Source organism: Rhodopseudomonas palustris (assembly GCF_007005445.1).
GTDB lineage: Bacteria > Pseudomonadota > Alphaproteobacteria > Rhizobiales > Xanthobacteraceae > Rhodopseudomonas > Rhodopseudomonas palustris_G.
Genome location: NZ_CP041387.1, coordinates 1,886,390 through 1,902,601 on the forward strand (window position 1 = coordinate 1,886,390; position 16,212 = coordinate 1,902,601).

Genomic DNA, 16,212 nt, shown 5'->3' on the forward strand with positions numbered 1-16,212 from the left:
GTACAGAGCGCCCTTGGAGGGAAGCGCTTTGCGAAACTAGCGTGGGGATAACGCCAAAACCTTAATGTCGTTCCGCCGTCACCAGCCGCGCCTGACCGATCGGGGCGTGACCGGAACGGACGTTGCGGAGACAAGCCGGCTCGAAGTTCGGCCAGGCTTGCTCGGAGCAGGCAGTGCCGAGAGGACGGATGTCGAGCCGGTCACCCTTGGCCAGCGCCTGCGGAACGCTGGCTTCGACCTGCGGGGCGAAGCCCGGAAGAATGGTGACTGCCGCGGCAGCAAAGGCGGCGATCGCGATCACGGAAAGAGCCTTGATCATGACGGTGTCCCCTGTCGTCTCGATGGTCCGGCCGTTTCGGCCTGGAGTGCTTTGTCGCTTCCCGATGAGGCCGGTTTACCCAGCGCTGGTTTCAGAACGTCTTCGTCGCTGGGCCATTCAGGTTTCATCACGCCGGGTTTTGTTTCTTGGCTTTCGAGTGCATGAAACAATCCGGCAAAACCTGAGCGTTTTCAGTCGCCTCGCGTTACCATTGAGAAGACGCGCGAGCCCGCGATCCGGTTCGGTTCGCAGCGCGAAATAAATCCGGCGACGAAAGCGGTTTTGAAGGAACCGGCGCCGCTTGCTCCGCCCGACGTGCCGCGCTAGACGGGCCGGATGGTACGCATCGCGCTTTATCCGGGCTCTTTCGATCCCGTCACCAACGGCCATCTCGACGTCGTCCGCCACGCCGTGGCGCTGTGCGACAAGCTCGTGGTGGCGATCGGCATTCATCCCGGCAAGAAGCCGCTGTTCACCACCGAGGAGCGCCTCGCGATGGTCGAACGGGTGTTCGGCCCGGTCGCCAAGGCGGCCGGCTGCGATTTCGGCTGCACCACCTACGACAATCTCACCGTGACCGCGGCCGAGCAGGTGGGGGCGACCATCATGATCCGCGGCCTGCGCGACGGCACCGATCTCGACTACGAGATGCAGATCGCCGGCATGAACGAAACCATGGCGCCGGCAATCCATACCGTCTTCCTGCCGGCCTCGGTCGGCGTGCGCCCGATCACCGCCACACTGGTGCGGCAGATCGCAGCGATGGGCGGCGACGTCTCGGCTTTCGTTCCGGCCGAGGTCGCCTCCGCCCTGCAATCCAAGTTCGCCGCCGGCTCGCCGGCTTAACCGACCCGGAGTTTCCATGATCCGTCTGATCGGCATCTTCGCCGCGCTGCTGTTCGCGCTGCCGGCGCTGGCGCAGCCGCTGCCCGCCAATCTCGACAAGCAGAACGCGCTCGTCATCGACACCAGCAAGGGCCGCATCGTCATCGCGCTGCGCGCCGACATCGCGCCCAAGCACGCCGAGCGGCTGAAGCAGCTCGCCCGCGAAGGGTTCTACGACAACGTCCCGTTTCACCGCGTGATGGGTGGCTTCATGGCGCAGACCGGCGACGGCCAGAACTTCAACGGCACCGGCGGGTCGAAATACCCGAACCTGAAGCAGGAATTCTCCAACGTGCCGTTCACCCGCGGGGTGGTCGGCATGGCGCGGCGCGGCGACAGCGTCGACAGCGCAAACTCGCAGTTCTTCATCATGTTCGCCGACGGCCCGAGCCTGAACGGCCAGTACACCGTGATCGGCAACGTGGTGTCGGGCATGGACGTGGTCGACAAGCTGAAGAAGGCTTCGCCGACCTCGCCCGGCGGTGCCGTGACCGATCCGGACAAGATGGTGAAGGTCCAGGTCGCTTCCGACGTCAAATAAGCGGCCACGATGCTGCCGCGCCGACTGAGCACAGTCGCGGCAGTCGTGATCGCCGGGGCGATCGGTCTGACCGTTCGCCCCGCGTCGGCGCAGAACGCGCCGATCGACAATCTCGACGCATTGTTTTCCGCAATGAAGCAATGCTGGCATCCGCCGCGTCTGCCGCCCGGACATCCCGGCATGCAGATCACGGTGCTGGTCAGCTTCAAGCGCAACGGCGAGATCCTCGGCAAGCCGCGGATCACCTTTGAAAGCCCGGAGGCCGGCCGGGACGACAGCCTGGCCTATCGTGTCGCGGTGATGGAGGCGTTGCAGCGATGCACGCCGCTGCCGTTCACGCCCTCGATGGGGGGCGCCGTCGCCGGACGTCCGTTCACGCTGCGGTTCGACGATCGCAGACAGATTCCCAAACCAACAGAGAAGAGAGCATGGCTGACAACGACAACATCCTGATCCTGGAAACCACCCAGGGCACCGTTAAGATCGAGATGCGCCCGGATCTGGCGCCGAACCACGTCGCCCGCATCAAGGAGCTGGTGCGCGAAGGCTTCTACGACGGCATCGTGTTCCACCGCGTGATCGAGGGCTTCATGGCGCAGACCGGCTGCCCGCAGGGCACCGGCATGGGCGGCTCCGGCCAGAAGCTGAAGGCCGAGTTCAACGCCGAGCCGCACGTCCGCGGCACCGCGTCGATGGCCCGCGCCGCCAATCCGGACTCCGGCGACAGCCAGTTCTTCATCTGCTTCGACGACGCCCGCTTCCTCGACAAGCAGTACACCGTCTGGGGCAAGGTGACCGAAGGCATGGAGAACGTCGACAAGATCAAGCGCGGCGAGCCGGTCAAGGATCCGGACAAGATCGTCAAGGCGACCATCGCGGCCGACGCTGCGGCTTGATCAGGTCGCCTCTTCACCTCTCCCCGCGCGCGGGGAGAGGTCGGCCGGCGTCGCGTAGCGAGGCCGGCCGGGTGAGGGGGCGTCTCACCGGGTCTCGACCTCGCGGCTGCCCCTCACCCCAGCCCTCTCCCCGCAGGCGGGGAGAGGGAGCGCTCCGTGCAGAAACCTGATGCGCACCGATCTGTTCGACTTCGATCTGCCTGCCGGGAACATCGCGCTGCGGCCGGTGAGCCCGCGCGATGCCGCGCGGATGCTGGTCGTGCGCCCCGGTGCGCCGCTCGAGGATCGGATCGTGCGCGATCTGCCGGCGCTGCTGGCGCCCGGCGATCAACTGGTGGTCAACGACACAAGGGTGATCGCCGCGCAGCTCGCCGGCCACCGGATCGGCCGGGGCCCCGAGCCGAAAATCGACGCGACGCTGATCAAGCGGCTCGATGGCGCCCGCTGGCAGGCGCTGGTCAAACCCGCGAAGAAACTGGTGCCGGGCGACGTGGTGCGCTTCGGTCATGACGGCCGGGTCTGCCTGCTCGGCCATCTCGACGCGACCGTCGAAGCCAAAGGCGAAGCCGGCGAGATCACGCTGGCGTTCTCGTTCCACGGCCCGGTGCTCGACCAGGCGATCGCGGAGATCGGCGCGACGCCGCTGCCGCCCTATATCGCCTCCAAGCGCCCGCCCGACGTGCAGGATGTCGCTGACTATCAGACCATGTTCGCGGCCAATGAAGGCGCCGTCGCGGCGCCGACAGCCGGGCTGCATTTCACCGCCGACCTTGAAGCCGCGCTGGCTGCGCGGGGCGTCGGGCTGCACCGGATCACGCTGCATGTCGGGGCGGGGACGTTCCTGCCGGTGAAGGCCGAGGACACCGCTGAGCACAAGATGCACGCCGAATGGGGCACGATCAGCCGCGCGACCGCGGAGGCGCTGAACGCGGCGCGGGCGGCGGGCGGCCGCATCGTCGCGGTCGGCACCACCTCGCTGCGTCTGCTCGAGAGCGCCGCGCGCGACGACGGCCGCATCGCGGCGTTCGCCGACGAGACGTCGATCTTCATCACGCCGGGCTATCGCTTCCGCGCGGTCGACGTACTGATGACCAATTTTCACCTGCCGCGATCGACGCTGTTCATGCTGGTGTCGGCGTTCTGCGGTCTCGACACCATGCAGGCGGCCTACGCCCACGCCATTCGAACCGGCTACCGGTTCTACTCGTACGGCGACGCCAGCCTGCTGTTCCGGAACGACATCACCCCATGACCGTATCCAATCACTTCGAACTGCTCGGGACCGACGGCGCCGCGCGCACCGGCCGACTCACCACCCCGCATGGCGTCGTTCGCACCCCGGCCTTCATGCCGGTCGGCACCGCAGGCGCGATGAAGGGGCTGCATTGGCGCGAGGTGCGCGACGCCGGCGCCGATATCGTGCTCGGAAACACCTATCACCTGATGCTGCGGCCCGGCGCCGAGCGGATCGCTGCGCTCGGCGGCCTGCAGCGTTTCACCACCTGGAACGGCCCGATGCTGACCGACTCCGGCGGCTTCCAGGTGATGTCGCTGGCGCAGCTCCGCAAGGTCAACGAGCAGGCGGTGACGTTCCGCTCGCACATCGACGGCGCCGCGATCGAGCTGTCGCCGGAGCGCGCCATCGAGGTGCAGCGTCTGCTCGGCTCCGATATCGCGATGCAGCTCGACGAATGCGTCCGGCTGCCGGCCGATCGCGCCGATATCGAGCGGGCGATGCAATTGTCGCTGCGCTGGGCGGAGCGCTGCAAGCGCGCGTTTGAAACAGCGCCGGACGGCTACATGCTGTTCGGCATCGTGCAGGGCGGCGACGTGCCCGAGCTGCGCCATGCTTCGGCGCGCGGGCTGATCGACATCGGCTTCCACGGCTATGCGATCGGCGGCCTCGCGGTCGGCGAGCCGCAGGACGTAATGCTGGCGATGATCGAGGAGGCGGCGCCGATCCTGCCCGCGGAGCGGCCGCGCTATCTGATGGGCGTCGGCACGCCGGAGGACATGCTGGAAGCGGTGGCACGCGGTATCGACATGTTCGACTGCGTGATGCCGACCCGTAACGGCCGCCATGGCCTCGCTTTCACTCAATACGGCCCGATCAACCTGCGCAACGCCAAGCACGCCGACGATCCGCGGCCGCTCGACGAAGAGAGCGACTGGCCGTCGACCCGCAACTACTCGCGGGCCTATCTACACCATCTGGTGAAGTCGAGCGAGACGCTCGGCGCGATGCTGCTGTCGGAGATCAATACCGCGTACTATCAGCGGCTGATGCGCGACATCCGCGGCGCGATCGCCGCCGGCCGGTTCGAAGAGTTCAGGCTCCGCACGCGCGAGGCGTGGGATCGCGGCGATCTGCCGCCGCGCTGATCCGCCGCTTCGGCTGCCGACGCCGTTCGGCCGTGACCCGGCAATTCGCTGACGCGCCGATGCTCCGCCCGCTGGCTGTCGAGATCCGGGATTGGGATCGCTCGTGCTACTTCGCAATCGGTCCGGGCCCATACTGCAGAATCTGAACGTTCTGCTTCGTAATCAGACCGCCACCCATCATGCTGTCCAGTACCGGCAGAAACGCCTCGATCGTTTCCGGCGCATCGACGATCTCGATGATGATCGGCAGATCTTCCGAAAGCCGGAGGATTTTGCTGGTGTGCAGACGGCTGGAATGCCCGAAGCCGATCGCCCCGCGCAAGACGGTGGCGCCCCCCAGATGCATTTCGCGAGCCTTCAGAACAATCGCCTCATGGAGCGGCCGATTGTCAAAGCGATCGTCTTCACCGATGAAGATCCGGAGGAGTACGGCGTCACGAGGCAGTTGCATCGGTCTGTCCTTGGTTCGTTCGGGGCGTCGCGAAACTCGTCGAAGCTCTCCGCGGTCGTGTGATCATCTTTGCCATCTGATCGCTGCGACGATCACTTCGAGGCGGGATCGGCCGCCGGCGGGACGATCGATCGGGACATTCAACCCGACCGACCGCGCAGCATAGTCCCGACTTCGTTACCGGTACGTGGTACGGCGCGGCCATTTCAAGTCGCTCCAGTGCCGCCGGGTTGTCCGTACTGGATGACTTCGACACGTTCCATCGTCGCCATGCCGCCGGGCATCATCTCGTCGAGCACAGGAAGGAAACGCGCGACCGCGTCTTCACTGTCGATGATCTCGATGATCAGCGGCAGTTCGCTGCGAACGCGAAGGGCGTCGGCCCGGTGCATCTGGCTCGACTCTCCATAGCCGGTCGGCCCGCGGAAGACGGTCGCTCCGGCGAGCTGCATCTTTCGCGCGCGCAACACGATGGCCTCGTAGAGTGGCGCGTCGCCGTGCTTGTCGGACTCGTCGACGAAGATCCGGAGCAGCGTGGCCTGCCGTGGTATCTGCAAGTTCTCGGGCTCGTCTCCGGTGACGATGGAGGTTCGCACCCGATTGAGTCGGGTCGCGAACGCGTAGCCGCCCCAAACGGCGATCAGCCAGGCGACGGGCGAGAGACCGAAATTGAGCCCCGCGACGAGCAGGTCGCCGTTCCGGATCAGCGCGAAGGTTTCGAAGCTGAACATCGAAAAGGTCGTGTAGCCTCCGCAGATGCCGGCCATCACAAACTGACGCTGGCGGCTCCCCGCGAAGATCCGGCCGTCGGGCCCTGTGACCGTGGCATAGAAGCCGATCAGAAAAGAACCGGTGACGTTGACGATCAATGTGGTCCACGGGAAGGCCGGGCCGAGCAGGGCGATCTGCGCGACACCGACCAGGTACCTCGCGACTCCGCCGAGCACGCTCCCGAGACCGACCAAGCCGTAGACGGCGAGGCCGTCCAATGCGCGGCTAGCCCATGCGGGAAGCTTACGCAGCATGTCGGTGCCGAGGTGTTGCGGACAATGCTGCAGCTCTCACTGGACGATCCGAGTTGTGAGGATAAATCCCGTGGCCGCCAGGCCAGGGCAGAGGATCAGCGACATCAGGACGTTGCCTGCCGCCCGCCGGAGGTCGCCGTCGCGCGCCAGGCTCAAGGTCTGCAAGCTGAAGGAGGACACGGTGGTGTAGCAGCCGAGGAAACCGGTCACGACGAGCAGCCAGGAGGTGTGCTCGGCGAACACGCCTTGGCCGCTGCTGGCGAGGCCGCCGAATACGCCGATTGCCAGAGCCCCACTGGTATTGACTGTCAGGGTACCCCAAGGAAAGGTCTCGCCAATGCTACGTGCGACCAGCCCCGAAATCCCGAACCGAGCAATCCCGCCGAACATGCTGCCGAAGGCGACCCAGATCGTTCCGTAGACGATATCCATGTCTTTCACTGCTCGTTACGACAGTTCGTGTCGCGATCACCACGATTGCCGGCTGACCCAAAGCCTGCCGTCAGCATGATACAGATAGAATCCTTCGAGGAGCATGTGGATGCGTGTAATTCCCAAGTCCGTCGACTGCCGGACCGCGGCAACAATCGACATCGTGGGCGATAGACCGAGAGTGCCATTCCGCTCGTGCGGTGGGACGTCGATATAGGAAGGCACCACAGCAACCGCTCCAACGAGCAAGAACGAGATGATCTGCCAGAGAACGGTGTAGCGATCGGCCGATGACTTGTGCAGCGTCAGAATTTGCAAACGTTCGTGATCTGCAGGCATGCGCCGTCACTGTCTTCAATTCCTAACAGGCCGGTCATGGATCTCGCTACCGTAGAAAGACGTAACCCATAGCGTTGTAGCGGAGCCGCGAGCAGATTGACGACGGCATCGCAGCTTTGTATGAATTTCACCGATGGGGATGGAGTCCCCCCGACAACCGCCGTGAGGCTGATGACTCCTACCGGGCGCTTTCGCGTCGGTAGGATTGTGTCGAAGACTCTCCCCGATCGTCCCGAGCCGTCAGCCGGAGACCTGGAAGGGTCCCGCATGAAGTCTGTGATTGTCTTGCTGCAACCCCTCCGGGGAATGCTCGCGAGCAGAACTGTTGCGCTATCAGTGCTGTCGGCCGTCACAGCGGCCGCTGGGCCGGGGTTTGGCTTTGGCGCCGAAGCGGACGGTCATGCTGCTGCTCGCTTGGCGCTTTGACGGCACTTGCCGAAACAGCGATCCGGACGAGGCAGAACTAGTCGGGACGTGTGACCATCGTGGAGACGTACTCAGTCGCAGGGATACGCATGTCCTTGCCGGGGGGGGTACGGCGCCCATGAACGGCGTGCGCGGAGCCGGGCGGGGTGATGACGAACGGCGAAGCAGAGCGAGGTCTGATGGTCCGCAATAGGAAGAAACGCGTGAGCCGCATGATCGATCGGGCAAGGTCGAGAGTGCGTGATGGAGAGAAGCATGGCGCGGATCGGTAACGCCCGAACCATTGCCGATATCGAGTTCGTCATCGACGCGCCGAGCCCCGGCAGCGACCAGTCGGTGTGGACGGTCGACGGAGTCGAATGCTCCCGCGAGCGCCACCGCTATAACGGAAGGAGCTATTCGTTTTCGCTCGAGATTCTGCAACTGCGGGCCGATGCGCCCGGCGCGCCCCGCTGGCACGTCGTGATCATCAGCGAATTGTGGAAGTTCTACGAAGCCAAGGCGGAGCCACACAAGACGCAGCACCTCAAGGTGATCTCCGGAAAGGCGCCGGATATTCTCGCCTGGATGAGACATCAACGGAATGCCAAGTTGCAGCGAGTAACGTCACGTGAATCCGTCGGTCGATGACGGCGGGATGAAACATCTCAATCGCCGGGTCGTGGGCGAGGACGGATGGTGCGAGTGCGTCCATGTGCATGACGAAGGCTACGGACACGTCGAAGACGACCGTGCTTCGAAGACGACCGATCTTTCGAAAGCCGACGGACGCTTCGATCGCGACGGACTCTCGGCTGCCCGGAAATGCAGAATCGACTTCGCGGGGCCTGGCGATGTCGAGCTGGCGGCAAGCTGCTGATCGTTACCGGCGAGCGGAAACTGTCGCTCGTCCGGATTCGAGAGTTGCGGCGACCATTGCTGTTTGTCGGCGTTCCGGGCCCGACTGTTTGTCTTCGTTGTCAGCTCGTGCGGCTTGTCCATGGCTGCTTTTCAGCATGGGAGGACAGCAAGAGCGACGAAGACGTTAGTTGCAGGAAAAGCGCTTCACCGAATGCTTGGTGACAAAACCATAGCCGCAGGTGTCGCAGGTCCACAGATAGCTCACCACGCTTTCGGTGAGATATGCGGAAGCCTCGGCAGCGACCATCGAGTCGGCGCAGACCGGGCAGGTGGGAAGATCGCTGCCGCGCGGCGCGGGACGAGGAACGTTGGTCGACAGGACTTCAGCAATTGCCGGCATCGTGACCTCCTCATCTTCCAAGAGCATTGGACCTGATTGTTCAAAGCGGACCGGATTGTCCGGAGTGTCTGAGTGGATCGGAGCGTCTGAGTGGATCAGAGTGTCCGAGTGGATCAGAATTTCCAAGTGGATCAGAGCTTCCAAATGGGCCTGTTGGTTCGATTGAACGCAGCGGTCGGACACATGATCGACCGAAGTGATCACCACCTCAGTTGCACGAACTATACACTCGGAACTCTGACGATGTCGCAACACAAATGCGTTCGTTTTGAGAAAATCGATTCTGCACTGCACGCCGCCTCCGGCCAGATCCGGGATCAGCTCGATTGTTGGTGCGCGTGTTAGCGATTCAATTACTATTGCGATCGGTAAGCGGGCGTGATCAACCGGTCTGGCGCCCCTGTCCGAGTGAGTCTTGTGCGCCGCGAGGCGCCGCTTCCAGCGTGGACCGCTGGCGCGATGGACCATTCCGATGGGGACGCTTTCAACGCCTCAACTCTGCTCAACCTGCCGAGAAAACTGCCATGTCTCAGCCGCCCCGCCGTCCCCGCACGCTCAACGATGCCCGTACCGAGGCGGAGGCCGCCTTCAAGAAGGCCACCACTAAGCCGGTTGAGGTGCCGCCGAAGCGGCAGGCGCTGCCCGGCGTCAAGGAGATGGTGTCGTTGCGGATCGACCAGGCGGTGCTGGAGCATTTCCAGGAAGGCGGTCCAGGATGGCAGGACCGCATCAACGCCGCATTGCGGAAGGCCGCGGGGCTCGACTAGCGCGAATTGTGGATCCGGGCCGGCATCGGCGGCCGCGGCGCGCCCCGCAGGTTGAGCAGATTGCCAGCCAGGATCAGCGCGGCGCCGGCCACGGTGTAGGCGTCGAGCCGCTCGCCGTAGATCAGCCAGCCTGCCGCGGCCGACAGCGGTACTCGCAAAAAGTCCATCGGCACCACGATGGTGGCATCGGCGTGCGACAGCGCCCGCGCCATGCAATAGTGCGAGAAGGTGCCGCAGAACGCCAGGATCACGATCCAGATCCAGACATAGGCCGATGGCCATTGCCACGTCCACAGCGCCGGCACGAGACCGGCCGCGCTCTGGATGATCAGCATCCAGAAGATGATCGTCAGCGTGCTTTCGGTGCGCGTCAGCGACTTCATCAGCGTCACCGAGATGCCGAAGCCGACCGCGGCGCCGAGCGCGATCAACTGCCCGGGATCGATCGAGGACGTGGCCGGGCGGACGATGACCACGACGCCGATCAGGCCGAGCGCGACCGCGGTGATCTTCCAGACGTTCATGTGCTCGCCGAGGAAAGTGGCAGCCAGGATCGCGATCCAGATCGGCATGGTGAACTCGATCGAGACCACCTGGCCGATCGGGATCAGCATCAGCGCGTAGAACCAGCCGAGCTGCGCGGCGTAGTGCACGAGGTTGCGGGTCAGATGCGAGAATGGCCGCGCCGTCGCCATCGCCGGCAGCCCGCCGGTCCTGTGGATCATCGGATACAGCATCGCGAAGCCGATCACCGAGCGCAGTTCCATGACCTGAAACACGCTCAGTTCGCGCAGCGTCTCGCGGCCGGCGACGGCTACGATCACCATCAGCGCCAGCCAGCCGGCCATCCACAGCGCGGCCTTCAGAATCGAGGGGGGACGGGTCATCGCGGCGGTTTGGCTCGTTGATGGCGTCGGCGTTTCCTTGCAGCGCTCTATCTTCGACAACGGCAGGCTTGGCAACCGCCGCACCGAAGAGGTCCGCCTGCGCCCGTTGCGGTTGATTTCCGCCGCCGCTTGTGCGCGCAATCGCGTTCAAAGCGGCGAACAAGCCGGATGCCAAGGGAGGATCGAGGATGCGGGTGCTGCAACCGGACGGATGGGCGAGGCCGCGAGGCTTCTCACACGGCGTTGCCTTCAGTGGGCCCGGTCAGTGGCTGGTGCTGGCGGGCCAGACGGGGACCAACGATCAGGGCGAATACGAATCGGACGACCTGGCGGCCCAGGTCGGCGCAGCGCTGCGGCGTGTCATGCGTCTCCTGGCCGACGCCGGCGCCGGGCCGGAGCACATCGTGCGGCTGACCTGGTATCTCACCAGCCGGGCCGAATATGAGGCCGCTGGGGCCGGAATCGGCGCGGCCTGGAAGGAGACGCTGGGGCGGCATTTTCCGCCTTCGACGCTGCTCTATATCGACGGGCTGGTCGATCCTCGCGCCAAGGTCGAGCTGGAGGTGACGGCGTTCGTGCCGGCGCGGTGAATCTGCCTGGACGACTTAGCCTTGCGGATGCTTGCCAGCGCGGCCGGTTTCGGCCAATCAGCCGCGAGCTTTTGCAAGGAGTTTCGTTCGATGACCCAGCGCTCGACTTCGGCCGATTTCGTCACCGCCTTCGCCACCGGCTGGCCGGAGAATCAGCCCGACGTGATGATTCTCTCGCTGACCACGCAGAAAGGCGTGCAGGACTTCGCGCTGACCAAGGAGCAGGCCCTTCTGGTGGCGAAGACGATGAAGCGCACTGCGACCGCTCTGGCGGCACCGAAGCCGCGCGCGTGAGCTGCGGCGCGGCGAGAAGCGAGGGCGGTCCGATCGGGGCCGCCCCAAAACGCGAAAACCGGACCCCTTGCGGAGTCCGGTTCTGCAAATACGGCTCGTGAGAGCGTATTAGCCGACGTTGACCGACGATTCGATCGACGCGGTCTTGCCGTTCCAGTACTTCGGGAACCAGGTGGTGTTCGTGATCAGGGCGAAGTGCACCAGGATCGCGATCACGGTCACGCTGCCGAGCAGGAGCGGAAGGCCGACGGACGGCTTCACAACAGTCCAGATACGAGCTTGATTCATAATTGATGCTCCTTAAGGCAGCTAATTAGTGCAGCCAGGGGGTGTAAACGTAGGCGAGGAAGTGCGCGACGATCGCGATCGCACCGAAGATGCGGGTGCCGTCGATCACGTGCTTGTGGAGCTCTTCCGACTCCTCGACCGTCAGGCCGGTCAGCGTCTTGTCAGCCATTTTGAGACCTCATAATGGGTTTTCTGCGCATCGCCGAGCCGCGGTGCGGCCCTCGATGGCGCGCATATTGACCCGGCTGTCCGACCCGAACATTGAGCAGGAACAAATTTTCGTGAGTGCCGCGTGATCCGTTGGTCGTAAAACGGTAGTTGGGTCCGGATTTGGTTGCATTTTGTCTTGCGGGGATGATGCAACCGCGCGGCTTGGGAGGGGCGATCGGCTTAGCCGGCCGCTCGATTCGAACGGACGCCGCGCGGGTGGCTTGCAAGCAGCTTCAGGCGCCGAGATCTCGTCCGGTGAAGGCGGAAGCGCTAAGCTGCCGGGCGCTGTCGCCCATATCGGGTGGGAAAATGAATCTCATGGTGAGCGCGGAGGGACTCGAACCCTCGACCCCATGATTAAAAGTCACGTGCTCTACCGGCTGAGCTACGCGCTCACGTGAGGCGCTGTGTAGGGGGCGGGGCGGGCGGGGTCAATACCCGCGGTGACCGCAGTTGCCCCCACCCAAGACAGATTGGCTCAAGCCCACAGCTATTTATCCTGCCTTCCTCGTGCAACCAGTCAGCTTCTGCCAGCGGTCAAAGTCGCCGTTCAGGCGTCGCGCTGCAGCTCGGAGGCGACGATTTTCTGCGGAGCCGGGATCGGAGTCGGCAGCGCCACCGGGCGCAGGCCGATCAGCTCGGCGGTCCGCACCGCGGTCGCGGTCCACCAGCCGAACTGGTTGATTCGCGAGTTCTCCAGAATCGCGATCGCCACCGCCGCCAGGAACGGCAGGCTCTGCAACACCAGCACGCCGGCGAAGATGTAGATCTCGGTGATCTGGATGTTGCTGTTGGATACCACCAGAATTGCCGCGCCGATCAGCAGCAGCACACCGATCACGGCCTCCCAGAACGCCTGGAATTCGACCGACATCATCGTCAGGCCGCCCTTGGAGGTGCGGGCGAAGGCGAGGTGTTCGGTGATCAGGCCCTGGGCGACGGCGCGGGACACCGTCCATTGCACCGACATCGCCGCGATCATCGCGCCCAGCATCTGCGGCACGCCGATCTTCACCCGCAGCCGGTACAGCACCAGGAAGTGCGCCAGCGTCACGATGAAGGAGGCGATGATCGGCAGGGTCAGGATCTTGTCCGGAATCGCGATGTCGGCGAAGGCGACGATCGGCACCCAGATCAGATTGAGGATCGCCACCACCACGCCGAGGCTTTCGGCGCCGAGCCAGTTCAGCCAGCCGAGACCGAACTCGCGGCGCTGGTCGCGGGACAGGCGGCTGTTGCCGGGCATAAAGCGGCGCCAGTGCTTCTTGATGATCTGGAAGCCGCCATAGGCCCAGCGATGCCGCTGCTTCTTGAACGCCTCGTAGGTGTCCGGCAGCAGGCCATAGCCGTAGCGGGTGTTGGTGTAGTGGGTGAGCCAGCCGTGCTCCATGATCTCGAGGCCGAGGTCGCTGTCCTCGCAGATGGTGTCGCTCGACCAGCCGCCGGCCATGTCCATTGCGGCACGGCGGATCAGGCACATCGTGCCGTGCACGATGATGCCGTTGTATTCGTTGCGCTGGACCATGCCGATGTCGAAGAACCCGGCATATTCGCCGTTCATGATGTAGTGCATCAGCGAGCGGTCGCCGTCGCGATGCTCCTGCGGCGCCTGCACCAGGCCGACGCGTGGATCGTCGAACGCCGGGACGAGGTCCTTCAGCCAGTCCGGCGTCACCACATAGTCGGCGTCGATGATGCCGATGATCTCGGCGTCCGCCGCGGTGCGCTCCATCGCGATCCGCAGGGCGCCGGCCTTGAAGCCTTTGACCTTCTGGGCGTTGATGAACTTGAAGCGTTCGCCGAGTTCGCGGCAGTGTTCCCGGATCGGGTCGGTGAAGGCGGCGTCGGGGGTGTTGTTGATGATCACCACGACTTCGAAGTTCGGATAGTCGAGCCGCGCCAGTGCATCCAGCGTCTGCTTCAGCATCTCCGGCGGTTCGAAATAGGCCGGGACGTGGATCGACACCTTCGGGGCCTTGACCGGTTCGCCGCTGGCCAGCGCGGCCGCACGCTTGGCTTCCTGCGCGTCGGTCATCTCGCGGGTGATGAGCCGGCGCGGCTTGCGGCCGAACGCCACTGCCGCGATCTCCTCGACCCGCGCCAGCGCGATAGCGACCAAGGGCACCAGCAGGATCATGCCGAGGGTCAATGCGAACGCCGAGCCGAACAGGAAATAGTGGCCGTTCCAGTAAGCGAACACCGTCGCGGCCCAGGCGCCGGCGCCGTTCGCGGCGGCCGCCAGTAAGAAGGTCTGCATCGCGGTCGGGGCGGCGAGCTGCAGGATCGGCAGCGACAGCAGGATGCCGACCAGGACCGCAATGCCGGCGAGCTTCCAGTAGTTGGGATCGACCACCGGGCCGGTCCAGGCGAATTTCGGTTGGCGCGAGGCATCCAGGAAGCCCCAATACGGACCGACACCGCCTTCGAAGAATTTCCACGGCTGATCGATCGCTTCGACGATGTTGTATTCCATGCCGATGGCGTCGGCGCGGCTCACGAAATTGCGTAGCGTCACCGCCTGCTCGAACTGTCCCGGGACGGCCGCCTTGCGATTGTAGCCGGCGCTCGGCCAGCCGAATTCGGCGATCACGATGCGCTTGCCGGGAAAGGCGTCGCGCAGCTTCTGGTAGATGATCATCGCCTGGTCGACCGCCTGCTTGGCGGAGAAGCCTTCCCAGTAGGGCAGGATGTGCGCAGCGATGAAGTCGACCGACGAGGCGAGTTCGGGATGCTCGATCCAGATGTTCCAAATCTCGCCCGACGTCACCGGCGCCTTGACCTGGGATTTGACCCGCTGGATCAGCCGGGTCAGCCGGCGGACGTTGTTCTCCGCCGTGGCCCAGCGGACCGCCTCGTCGCGCTTGTCGGCCGGTTGGGCTTCGGCATCGCGCACCCGCTGGTTTTCTTCCGCGACCAGGCGGTAGCGCTCTTCCTCGCTGAGCCCGAGATTTTCCAGCGGGATCTGATCGCCGCGATACACCGTCTCGTTGCCGACCACGATGCCGCTGACATTCGGATTGTGCTTGGCGAGCTCGATCGCCGCCTGAATTTCACGCTCGTTGCGGGTGGGGTCCTTGTCGATCCAGGCGCCGACATTGACCTTGAGGCCGAACTCGTTGGCGATCGGCGGTACCATCTCGGGACCGCCGGTCGACGAGTACAGGCGGACGGCGCGGGTCTGGGGCGCCAGCTTTTTGAGGTCGGCGCGGATCCGCTCGGCGGTCGGGAAATTGTCGACGTCGGGATGGCCGCTGCCGTCGAACGGCGCGTAAGACACGCTCGGCAGCATCCCGGTGAAGTCGGCGGCTTGTTGTTTCTCCCGAAGGAGGCCCCAGAGCCCGGCGTGAGCAACAGCGACGAAAAGCAAAACAGCGACGACAGCACGCATCGCGACTAAACCATCAGGGGCCTGGTTTGCAGGTGAACCAACCCGTCCCCGAGGTCCGTCCACAGCGTCGGCGCATCACAGCATGAATGGCTGCGGTGCCCAAGCAACTCCGCCGACCGAATGGCGAATTGAGGGCACCGGGTCACCAAACCAGAGAAAAAACCGAACGTTCCCTCGCGGCGAGGCGTTATTTCGCCGGCGCCTGAATGGGCGGCGGCGCCGGCTGCGGCTGCGCAGGGGCCGGTGCCGGCTTGCCGGCCGGACCAGGCGGCGTCGCAGTCGCTGCCGCCGGCTGTTGCTGGGCGGTCGGATTGATCCAGCATGCGTGCACGCGTCCGCTGAGGCTGTCGGGAGATTTCGGGTCGATAGGACCGGATCGCACGACGCACCTGAACGCCGCCTGAATGTGGCCGGTCGGGCAGCCGAAGCGGTCGTACATGTCGAGATGGCGGAACGCGGTGTCGAGGTCGTCACGCCACATCAGCACCACGACGCGACGGCCGAGCCAGACGCATTCGGGGTTGCCGGCAGGACCGTTGATCGCCTGCGCAGCCTCGGCGAACTCGTCGGTCTTCCGCTGGCTTTCCTTGAGCGCGTCCGCCGTCGACTGAGTCGCCTGATTGTTAGTGGTCGCCGGCGGCTTCTGAGTCTGATCCTGGGCGCGCAGGTCGCCGCTCTGGGCGATCGCGCCGCCGACGCCGATCGACAGGGCAAGACCGCTCACTGCCAGGCAACGCAGCATCGCGTTCTGGAACTCAAGGAAAACTCGTCGCATCGTGTCCCCGATCTCGTTGCCGGGCCATCGCGGCACCGGTCCCATCCACCTGATGCCGCTCGAATTCGTCGCCGATA

Annotated in this window: 22 protein-coding genes, 1 tRNA gene and 1 riboswitch; of the genes, 11 read left to right on the top strand and 12 right to left on the bottom strand. The window is 64.7% G+C overall.

Features of this window, described 5'->3' with window-relative positions:
* Positions 1-61: 61 nt before the first annotated feature.
* Complete coding sequence (locus tag FLL57_RS08525; RefSeq protein WP_013502572.1) at positions 62-319, bottom strand: hypothetical protein; 258 nt, start codon at positions 317-319, stop codon at positions 62-64.
* Positions 320-655: 336 nt separating this feature from the next.
* Between FLL57_RS08525 and coaD the strand changes: the two genes are divergently transcribed.
* From coaD to tgt, 6 genes are all read left to right on the top strand, one after another.
* Positions 656-1,165: a pantetheine-phosphate adenylyltransferase gene (gene coaD / locus FLL57_RS08530; protein WP_142882666.1), complete on the top strand. Its 510-nt coding sequence runs from the start codon at positions 656-658 to the stop codon at positions 1,163-1,165.
* A gap of 16 nt (positions 1,166-1,181) precedes the next feature.
* Entirely contained in the window at positions 1,182-1,745 is a 564-nt protein-coding gene (locus tag FLL57_RS08535; protein ID WP_142882667.1) for a peptidylprolyl isomerase, read from the top strand.
* A gap of 9 nt (positions 1,746-1,754) precedes the next feature.
* Positions 1,755-2,198, top strand: coding sequence for a TonB C-terminal domain-containing protein (locus FLL57_RS08540; RefSeq protein WP_142882668.1), 444 nt, complete (start codon positions 1,755-1,757; stop codon positions 2,196-2,198).
* The gene (locus tag FLL57_RS08545; RefSeq protein ID WP_142882669.1) at positions 2,174-2,641 is read left to right on the top strand and encodes a peptidylprolyl isomerase; all 468 of its coding nucleotides are present in this window, start codon (positions 2,174-2,176) and stop codon (positions 2,639-2,641) included. Before FLL57_RS08540 ends, FLL57_RS08545 begins: the two co-directional genes overlap by 25 nt.
* A 169-nt stretch (positions 2,642-2,810) precedes the next feature.
* On the top strand, positions 2,811-3,893 hold the full coding sequence (gene queA, locus FLL57_RS08550; RefSeq protein WP_013502567.1) for a tRNA preQ1(34) S-adenosylmethionine ribosyltransferase-isomerase QueA: 1,083 nt from the start codon (positions 2,811-2,813) through the stop codon (positions 3,891-3,893).
* A complete protein-coding gene (tgt, locus tag FLL57_RS08555; protein ID WP_142882670.1) occupies positions 3,890-5,023 on the top strand; it encodes a tRNA guanosine(34) transglycosylase Tgt in 1,134 nt (377 codons plus the stop codon). Before queA ends, tgt begins: the two co-directional genes overlap by 4 nt.
* 106 nt (positions 5,024-5,129) lie before the next feature.
* Here the strand turns inward: tgt and FLL57_RS08560 are convergent, their stop codons facing one another.
* The 4 genes from FLL57_RS08560 to FLL57_RS08575 form a co-directional block, all read right to left on the bottom strand.
* Entirely contained in the window at positions 5,130-5,474 is a 345-nt protein-coding gene (locus FLL57_RS08560; RefSeq protein ID WP_013502565.1) for a DUF190 domain-containing protein, read from the bottom strand.
* A 206-nt stretch (positions 5,475-5,680) separates the two neighbouring features.
* On the bottom strand, positions 5,681-6,499 hold the full coding sequence (locus FLL57_RS23665; protein WP_013502564.1) for a DUF190 domain-containing protein: 819 nt from the start codon (positions 6,497-6,499) through the stop codon (positions 5,681-5,683).
* 36 nt (positions 6,500-6,535) lie between these two features.
* On the bottom strand, positions 6,536-6,931 hold the full coding sequence (gene crcB / locus FLL57_RS08570) for a fluoride efflux transporter CrcB (RefSeq protein ID WP_142882671.1): 396 nt from the start codon (positions 6,929-6,931) through the stop codon (positions 6,536-6,538).
* A 36-nt stretch (positions 6,932-6,967) separates the two neighbouring features.
* Positions 6,968-7,270 (bottom strand): hypothetical protein, encoded by a 303-nt coding sequence (locus FLL57_RS08575; protein ID WP_142882672.1) that lies wholly within the window; start codon positions 7,268-7,270, stop codon positions 6,968-6,970.
* Positions 7,271-7,396: 126 nt separating this feature from the next.
* Positions 7,397-7,458: riboswitch (Fluoride riboswitch) on the top strand.
* A gap of 493 nt (positions 7,459-7,951) precedes the next feature.
* Here FLL57_RS08575 and FLL57_RS08580 point away from each other — a divergent pair.
* Together FLL57_RS08580 and FLL57_RS08585 are read left to right on the top strand one after the other, a co-directional pair.
* Positions 7,952-8,326, top strand: a complete 375-nt coding sequence (locus FLL57_RS08580; RefSeq protein ID WP_013502562.1) for a hypothetical protein — start codon at positions 7,952-7,954, stop codon at positions 8,324-8,326.
* Complete coding sequence (locus FLL57_RS08585; protein ID WP_142882673.1) at positions 8,307-8,555, top strand: hypothetical protein; 249 nt, start codon at positions 8,307-8,309, stop codon at positions 8,553-8,555. Before FLL57_RS08580 ends, FLL57_RS08585 begins: the two co-directional genes overlap by 20 nt.
* A gap of 165 nt (positions 8,556-8,720) precedes the next feature.
* Here FLL57_RS08585 and FLL57_RS08590 read toward each other — a convergent pair whose 3' ends face one another.
* The gene (locus FLL57_RS08590) at positions 8,721-8,936 is read right to left on the bottom strand and encodes a hypothetical protein (protein ID WP_013502561.1); all 216 of its coding nucleotides are present in this window, start codon (positions 8,934-8,936) and stop codon (positions 8,721-8,723) included.
* Between the two features lie 524 nt (positions 8,937-9,460).
* On the opposite strand from FLL57_RS08590, the gene FLL57_RS08595 reads away from it, so the two are divergent.
* Complete coding sequence (locus FLL57_RS08595; RefSeq protein ID WP_013502560.1) at positions 9,461-9,703, top strand: BrnA antitoxin family protein; 243 nt, start codon at positions 9,461-9,463, stop codon at positions 9,701-9,703.
* On the opposite strand, the gene FLL57_RS08600 is transcribed toward FLL57_RS08595, so the two are convergent.
* Positions 9,700-10,590 carry a DMT family transporter gene (locus FLL57_RS08600; protein ID WP_013502559.1) on the bottom strand — a complete coding sequence of 297 codons (891 nt, stop codon included), beginning with the start codon at positions 10,588-10,590 and terminating at the stop codon, positions 9,700-9,702. The two genes, FLL57_RS08595 and FLL57_RS08600, sit on opposite strands and share 4 nt — an antisense overlap.
* A gap of 188 nt (positions 10,591-10,778) precedes the next feature.
* On the opposite strand from FLL57_RS08600, the gene FLL57_RS08605 reads away from it, so the two are divergent.
* Positions 10,779-11,180: a RidA family protein gene (locus FLL57_RS08605; RefSeq protein ID WP_142882674.1), complete on the top strand. Its 402-nt coding sequence runs from the start codon at positions 10,779-10,781 to the stop codon at positions 11,178-11,180.
* A gap of 90 nt (positions 11,181-11,270) precedes the next feature.
* Positions 11,271-11,474, top strand: a complete 204-nt coding sequence (locus FLL57_RS08610; protein WP_047308570.1) for a hypothetical protein — start codon at positions 11,271-11,273, stop codon at positions 11,472-11,474.
* A gap of 108 nt (positions 11,475-11,582) precedes the next feature.
* On the opposite strand, the gene FLL57_RS08615 is transcribed toward FLL57_RS08610, so the two are convergent.
* The 5 genes from FLL57_RS08615 to FLL57_RS08635 form a co-directional block, all read right to left on the bottom strand.
* Positions 11,583-11,762 carry a light-harvesting protein gene (locus tag FLL57_RS08615; RefSeq protein WP_013502556.1) on the bottom strand — a complete coding sequence of 60 codons (180 nt, stop codon included), beginning with the start codon at positions 11,760-11,762 and terminating at the stop codon, positions 11,583-11,585.
* Between the two features lie 25 nt (positions 11,763-11,787).
* Positions 11,788-11,931 (bottom strand): light-harvesting antenna LH1, beta subunit, encoded by a 144-nt coding sequence (pufB, locus tag FLL57_RS08620; RefSeq protein WP_013502555.1) that lies wholly within the window; start codon positions 11,929-11,931, stop codon positions 11,788-11,790.
* Between the two features lie 360 nt (positions 11,932-12,291).
* Positions 12,292-12,367: transfer RNA gene (locus FLL57_RS08625), tRNA-Lys, on the bottom strand.
* A gap of 155 nt (positions 12,368-12,522) precedes the next feature.
* On the bottom strand, positions 12,523-15,360 hold the full coding sequence (locus FLL57_RS08630; protein WP_142882675.1) for a glycosyltransferase: 2,838 nt from the start codon (positions 15,358-15,360) through the stop codon (positions 12,523-12,525).
* A 187-nt stretch (positions 15,361-15,547) separates the two neighbouring features.
* A complete protein-coding gene (locus tag FLL57_RS08635; RefSeq protein ID WP_047309565.1) occupies positions 15,548-16,135 on the bottom strand; it encodes a hypothetical protein in 588 nt (195 codons plus the stop codon).
* Positions 16,136-16,212 lie beyond the last annotated feature (77 nt).

Coding starts and splice junctions, on each gene's coding strand:
- FLL57_RS08590 (WP_013502561.1), bottom strand. CDS start 8,936: ATGCCGGCAATTGCTGAAGTCCTGTCGACCAACGTTCCTCGTCCCGCG.
- FLL57_RS08525 (WP_013502572.1), bottom strand. CDS start 319: ATGATCAAGGCTCTTTCCGTGATCGCGATCGCCGCCTTTGCTGCCGCG.
- FLL57_RS08635 (WP_047309565.1), bottom strand. CDS start 16,135: ATGCGACGAGTTTTCCTTGAGTTCCAGAACGCGATGCTGCGTTGCCTG.
- FLL57_RS08605 (WP_142882674.1), top strand. CDS start 10,779: ATGCGGGTGCTGCAACCGGACGGATGGGCGAGGCCGCGAGGCTTCTCA.
- FLL57_RS08560 (WP_013502565.1), bottom strand. CDS start 5,474: ATGCAACTGCCTCGTGACGCCGTACTCCTCCGGATCTTCATCGGTGAA.
- FLL57_RS08575 (WP_142882672.1), bottom strand. CDS start 7,270: ATGCCTGCAGATCACGAACGTTTGCAAATTCTGACGCTGCACAAGTCA.
- pufB (WP_013502555.1), bottom strand. CDS start 11,931: ATGGCTGACAAGACGCTGACCGGCCTGACGGTCGAGGAGTCGGAAGAG.
- FLL57_RS08580 (WP_013502562.1), top strand. CDS start 7,952: ATGGCGCGGATCGGTAACGCCCGAACCATTGCCGATATCGAGTTCGTC.
- tgt (WP_142882670.1), top strand. CDS start 3,890: ATGACCGTATCCAATCACTTCGAACTGCTCGGGACCGACGGCGCCGCG.
- FLL57_RS08630 (WP_142882675.1), bottom strand. CDS start 15,360: ATGCGTGCTGTCGTCGCTGTTTTGCTTTTCGTCGCTGTTGCTCACGCC.
- FLL57_RS08595 (WP_013502560.1), top strand. CDS start 9,461: ATGTCTCAGCCGCCCCGCCGTCCCCGCACGCTCAACGATGCCCGTACC.
- queA (WP_013502567.1), top strand. CDS start 2,811: ATGCGCACCGATCTGTTCGACTTCGATCTGCCTGCCGGGAACATCGCG.
- FLL57_RS08540 (WP_142882668.1), top strand. CDS start 1,755: ATGCTGCCGCGCCGACTGAGCACAGTCGCGGCAGTCGTGATCGCCGGG.
- FLL57_RS08600 (WP_013502559.1), bottom strand. CDS start 10,590: ATGACCCGTCCCCCCTCGATTCTGAAGGCCGCGCTGTGGATGGCCGGC.
- coaD (WP_142882666.1), top strand. CDS start 656: ATGGTACGCATCGCGCTTTATCCGGGCTCTTTCGATCCCGTCACCAAC.
- crcB (WP_142882671.1), bottom strand. CDS start 6,931: ATGGATATCGTCTACGGAACGATCTGGGTCGCCTTCGGCAGCATGTTC.
- FLL57_RS08535 (WP_142882667.1), top strand. CDS start 1,182: ATGATCCGTCTGATCGGCATCTTCGCCGCGCTGCTGTTCGCGCTGCCG.
- FLL57_RS08615 (WP_013502556.1), bottom strand. CDS start 11,762: ATGAATCAAGCTCGTATCTGGACTGTTGTGAAGCCGTCCGTCGGCCTT.
- FLL57_RS23665 (WP_013502564.1), bottom strand. CDS start 6,499: ATGCTGCGTAAGCTTCCCGCATGGGCTAGCCGCGCATTGGACGGCCTC.
- FLL57_RS08545 (WP_142882669.1), top strand. CDS start 2,174: ATGGCTGACAACGACAACATCCTGATCCTGGAAACCACCCAGGGCACC.
- FLL57_RS08610 (WP_047308570.1), top strand. CDS start 11,271: ATGACCCAGCGCTCGACTTCGGCCGATTTCGTCACCGCCTTCGCCACC.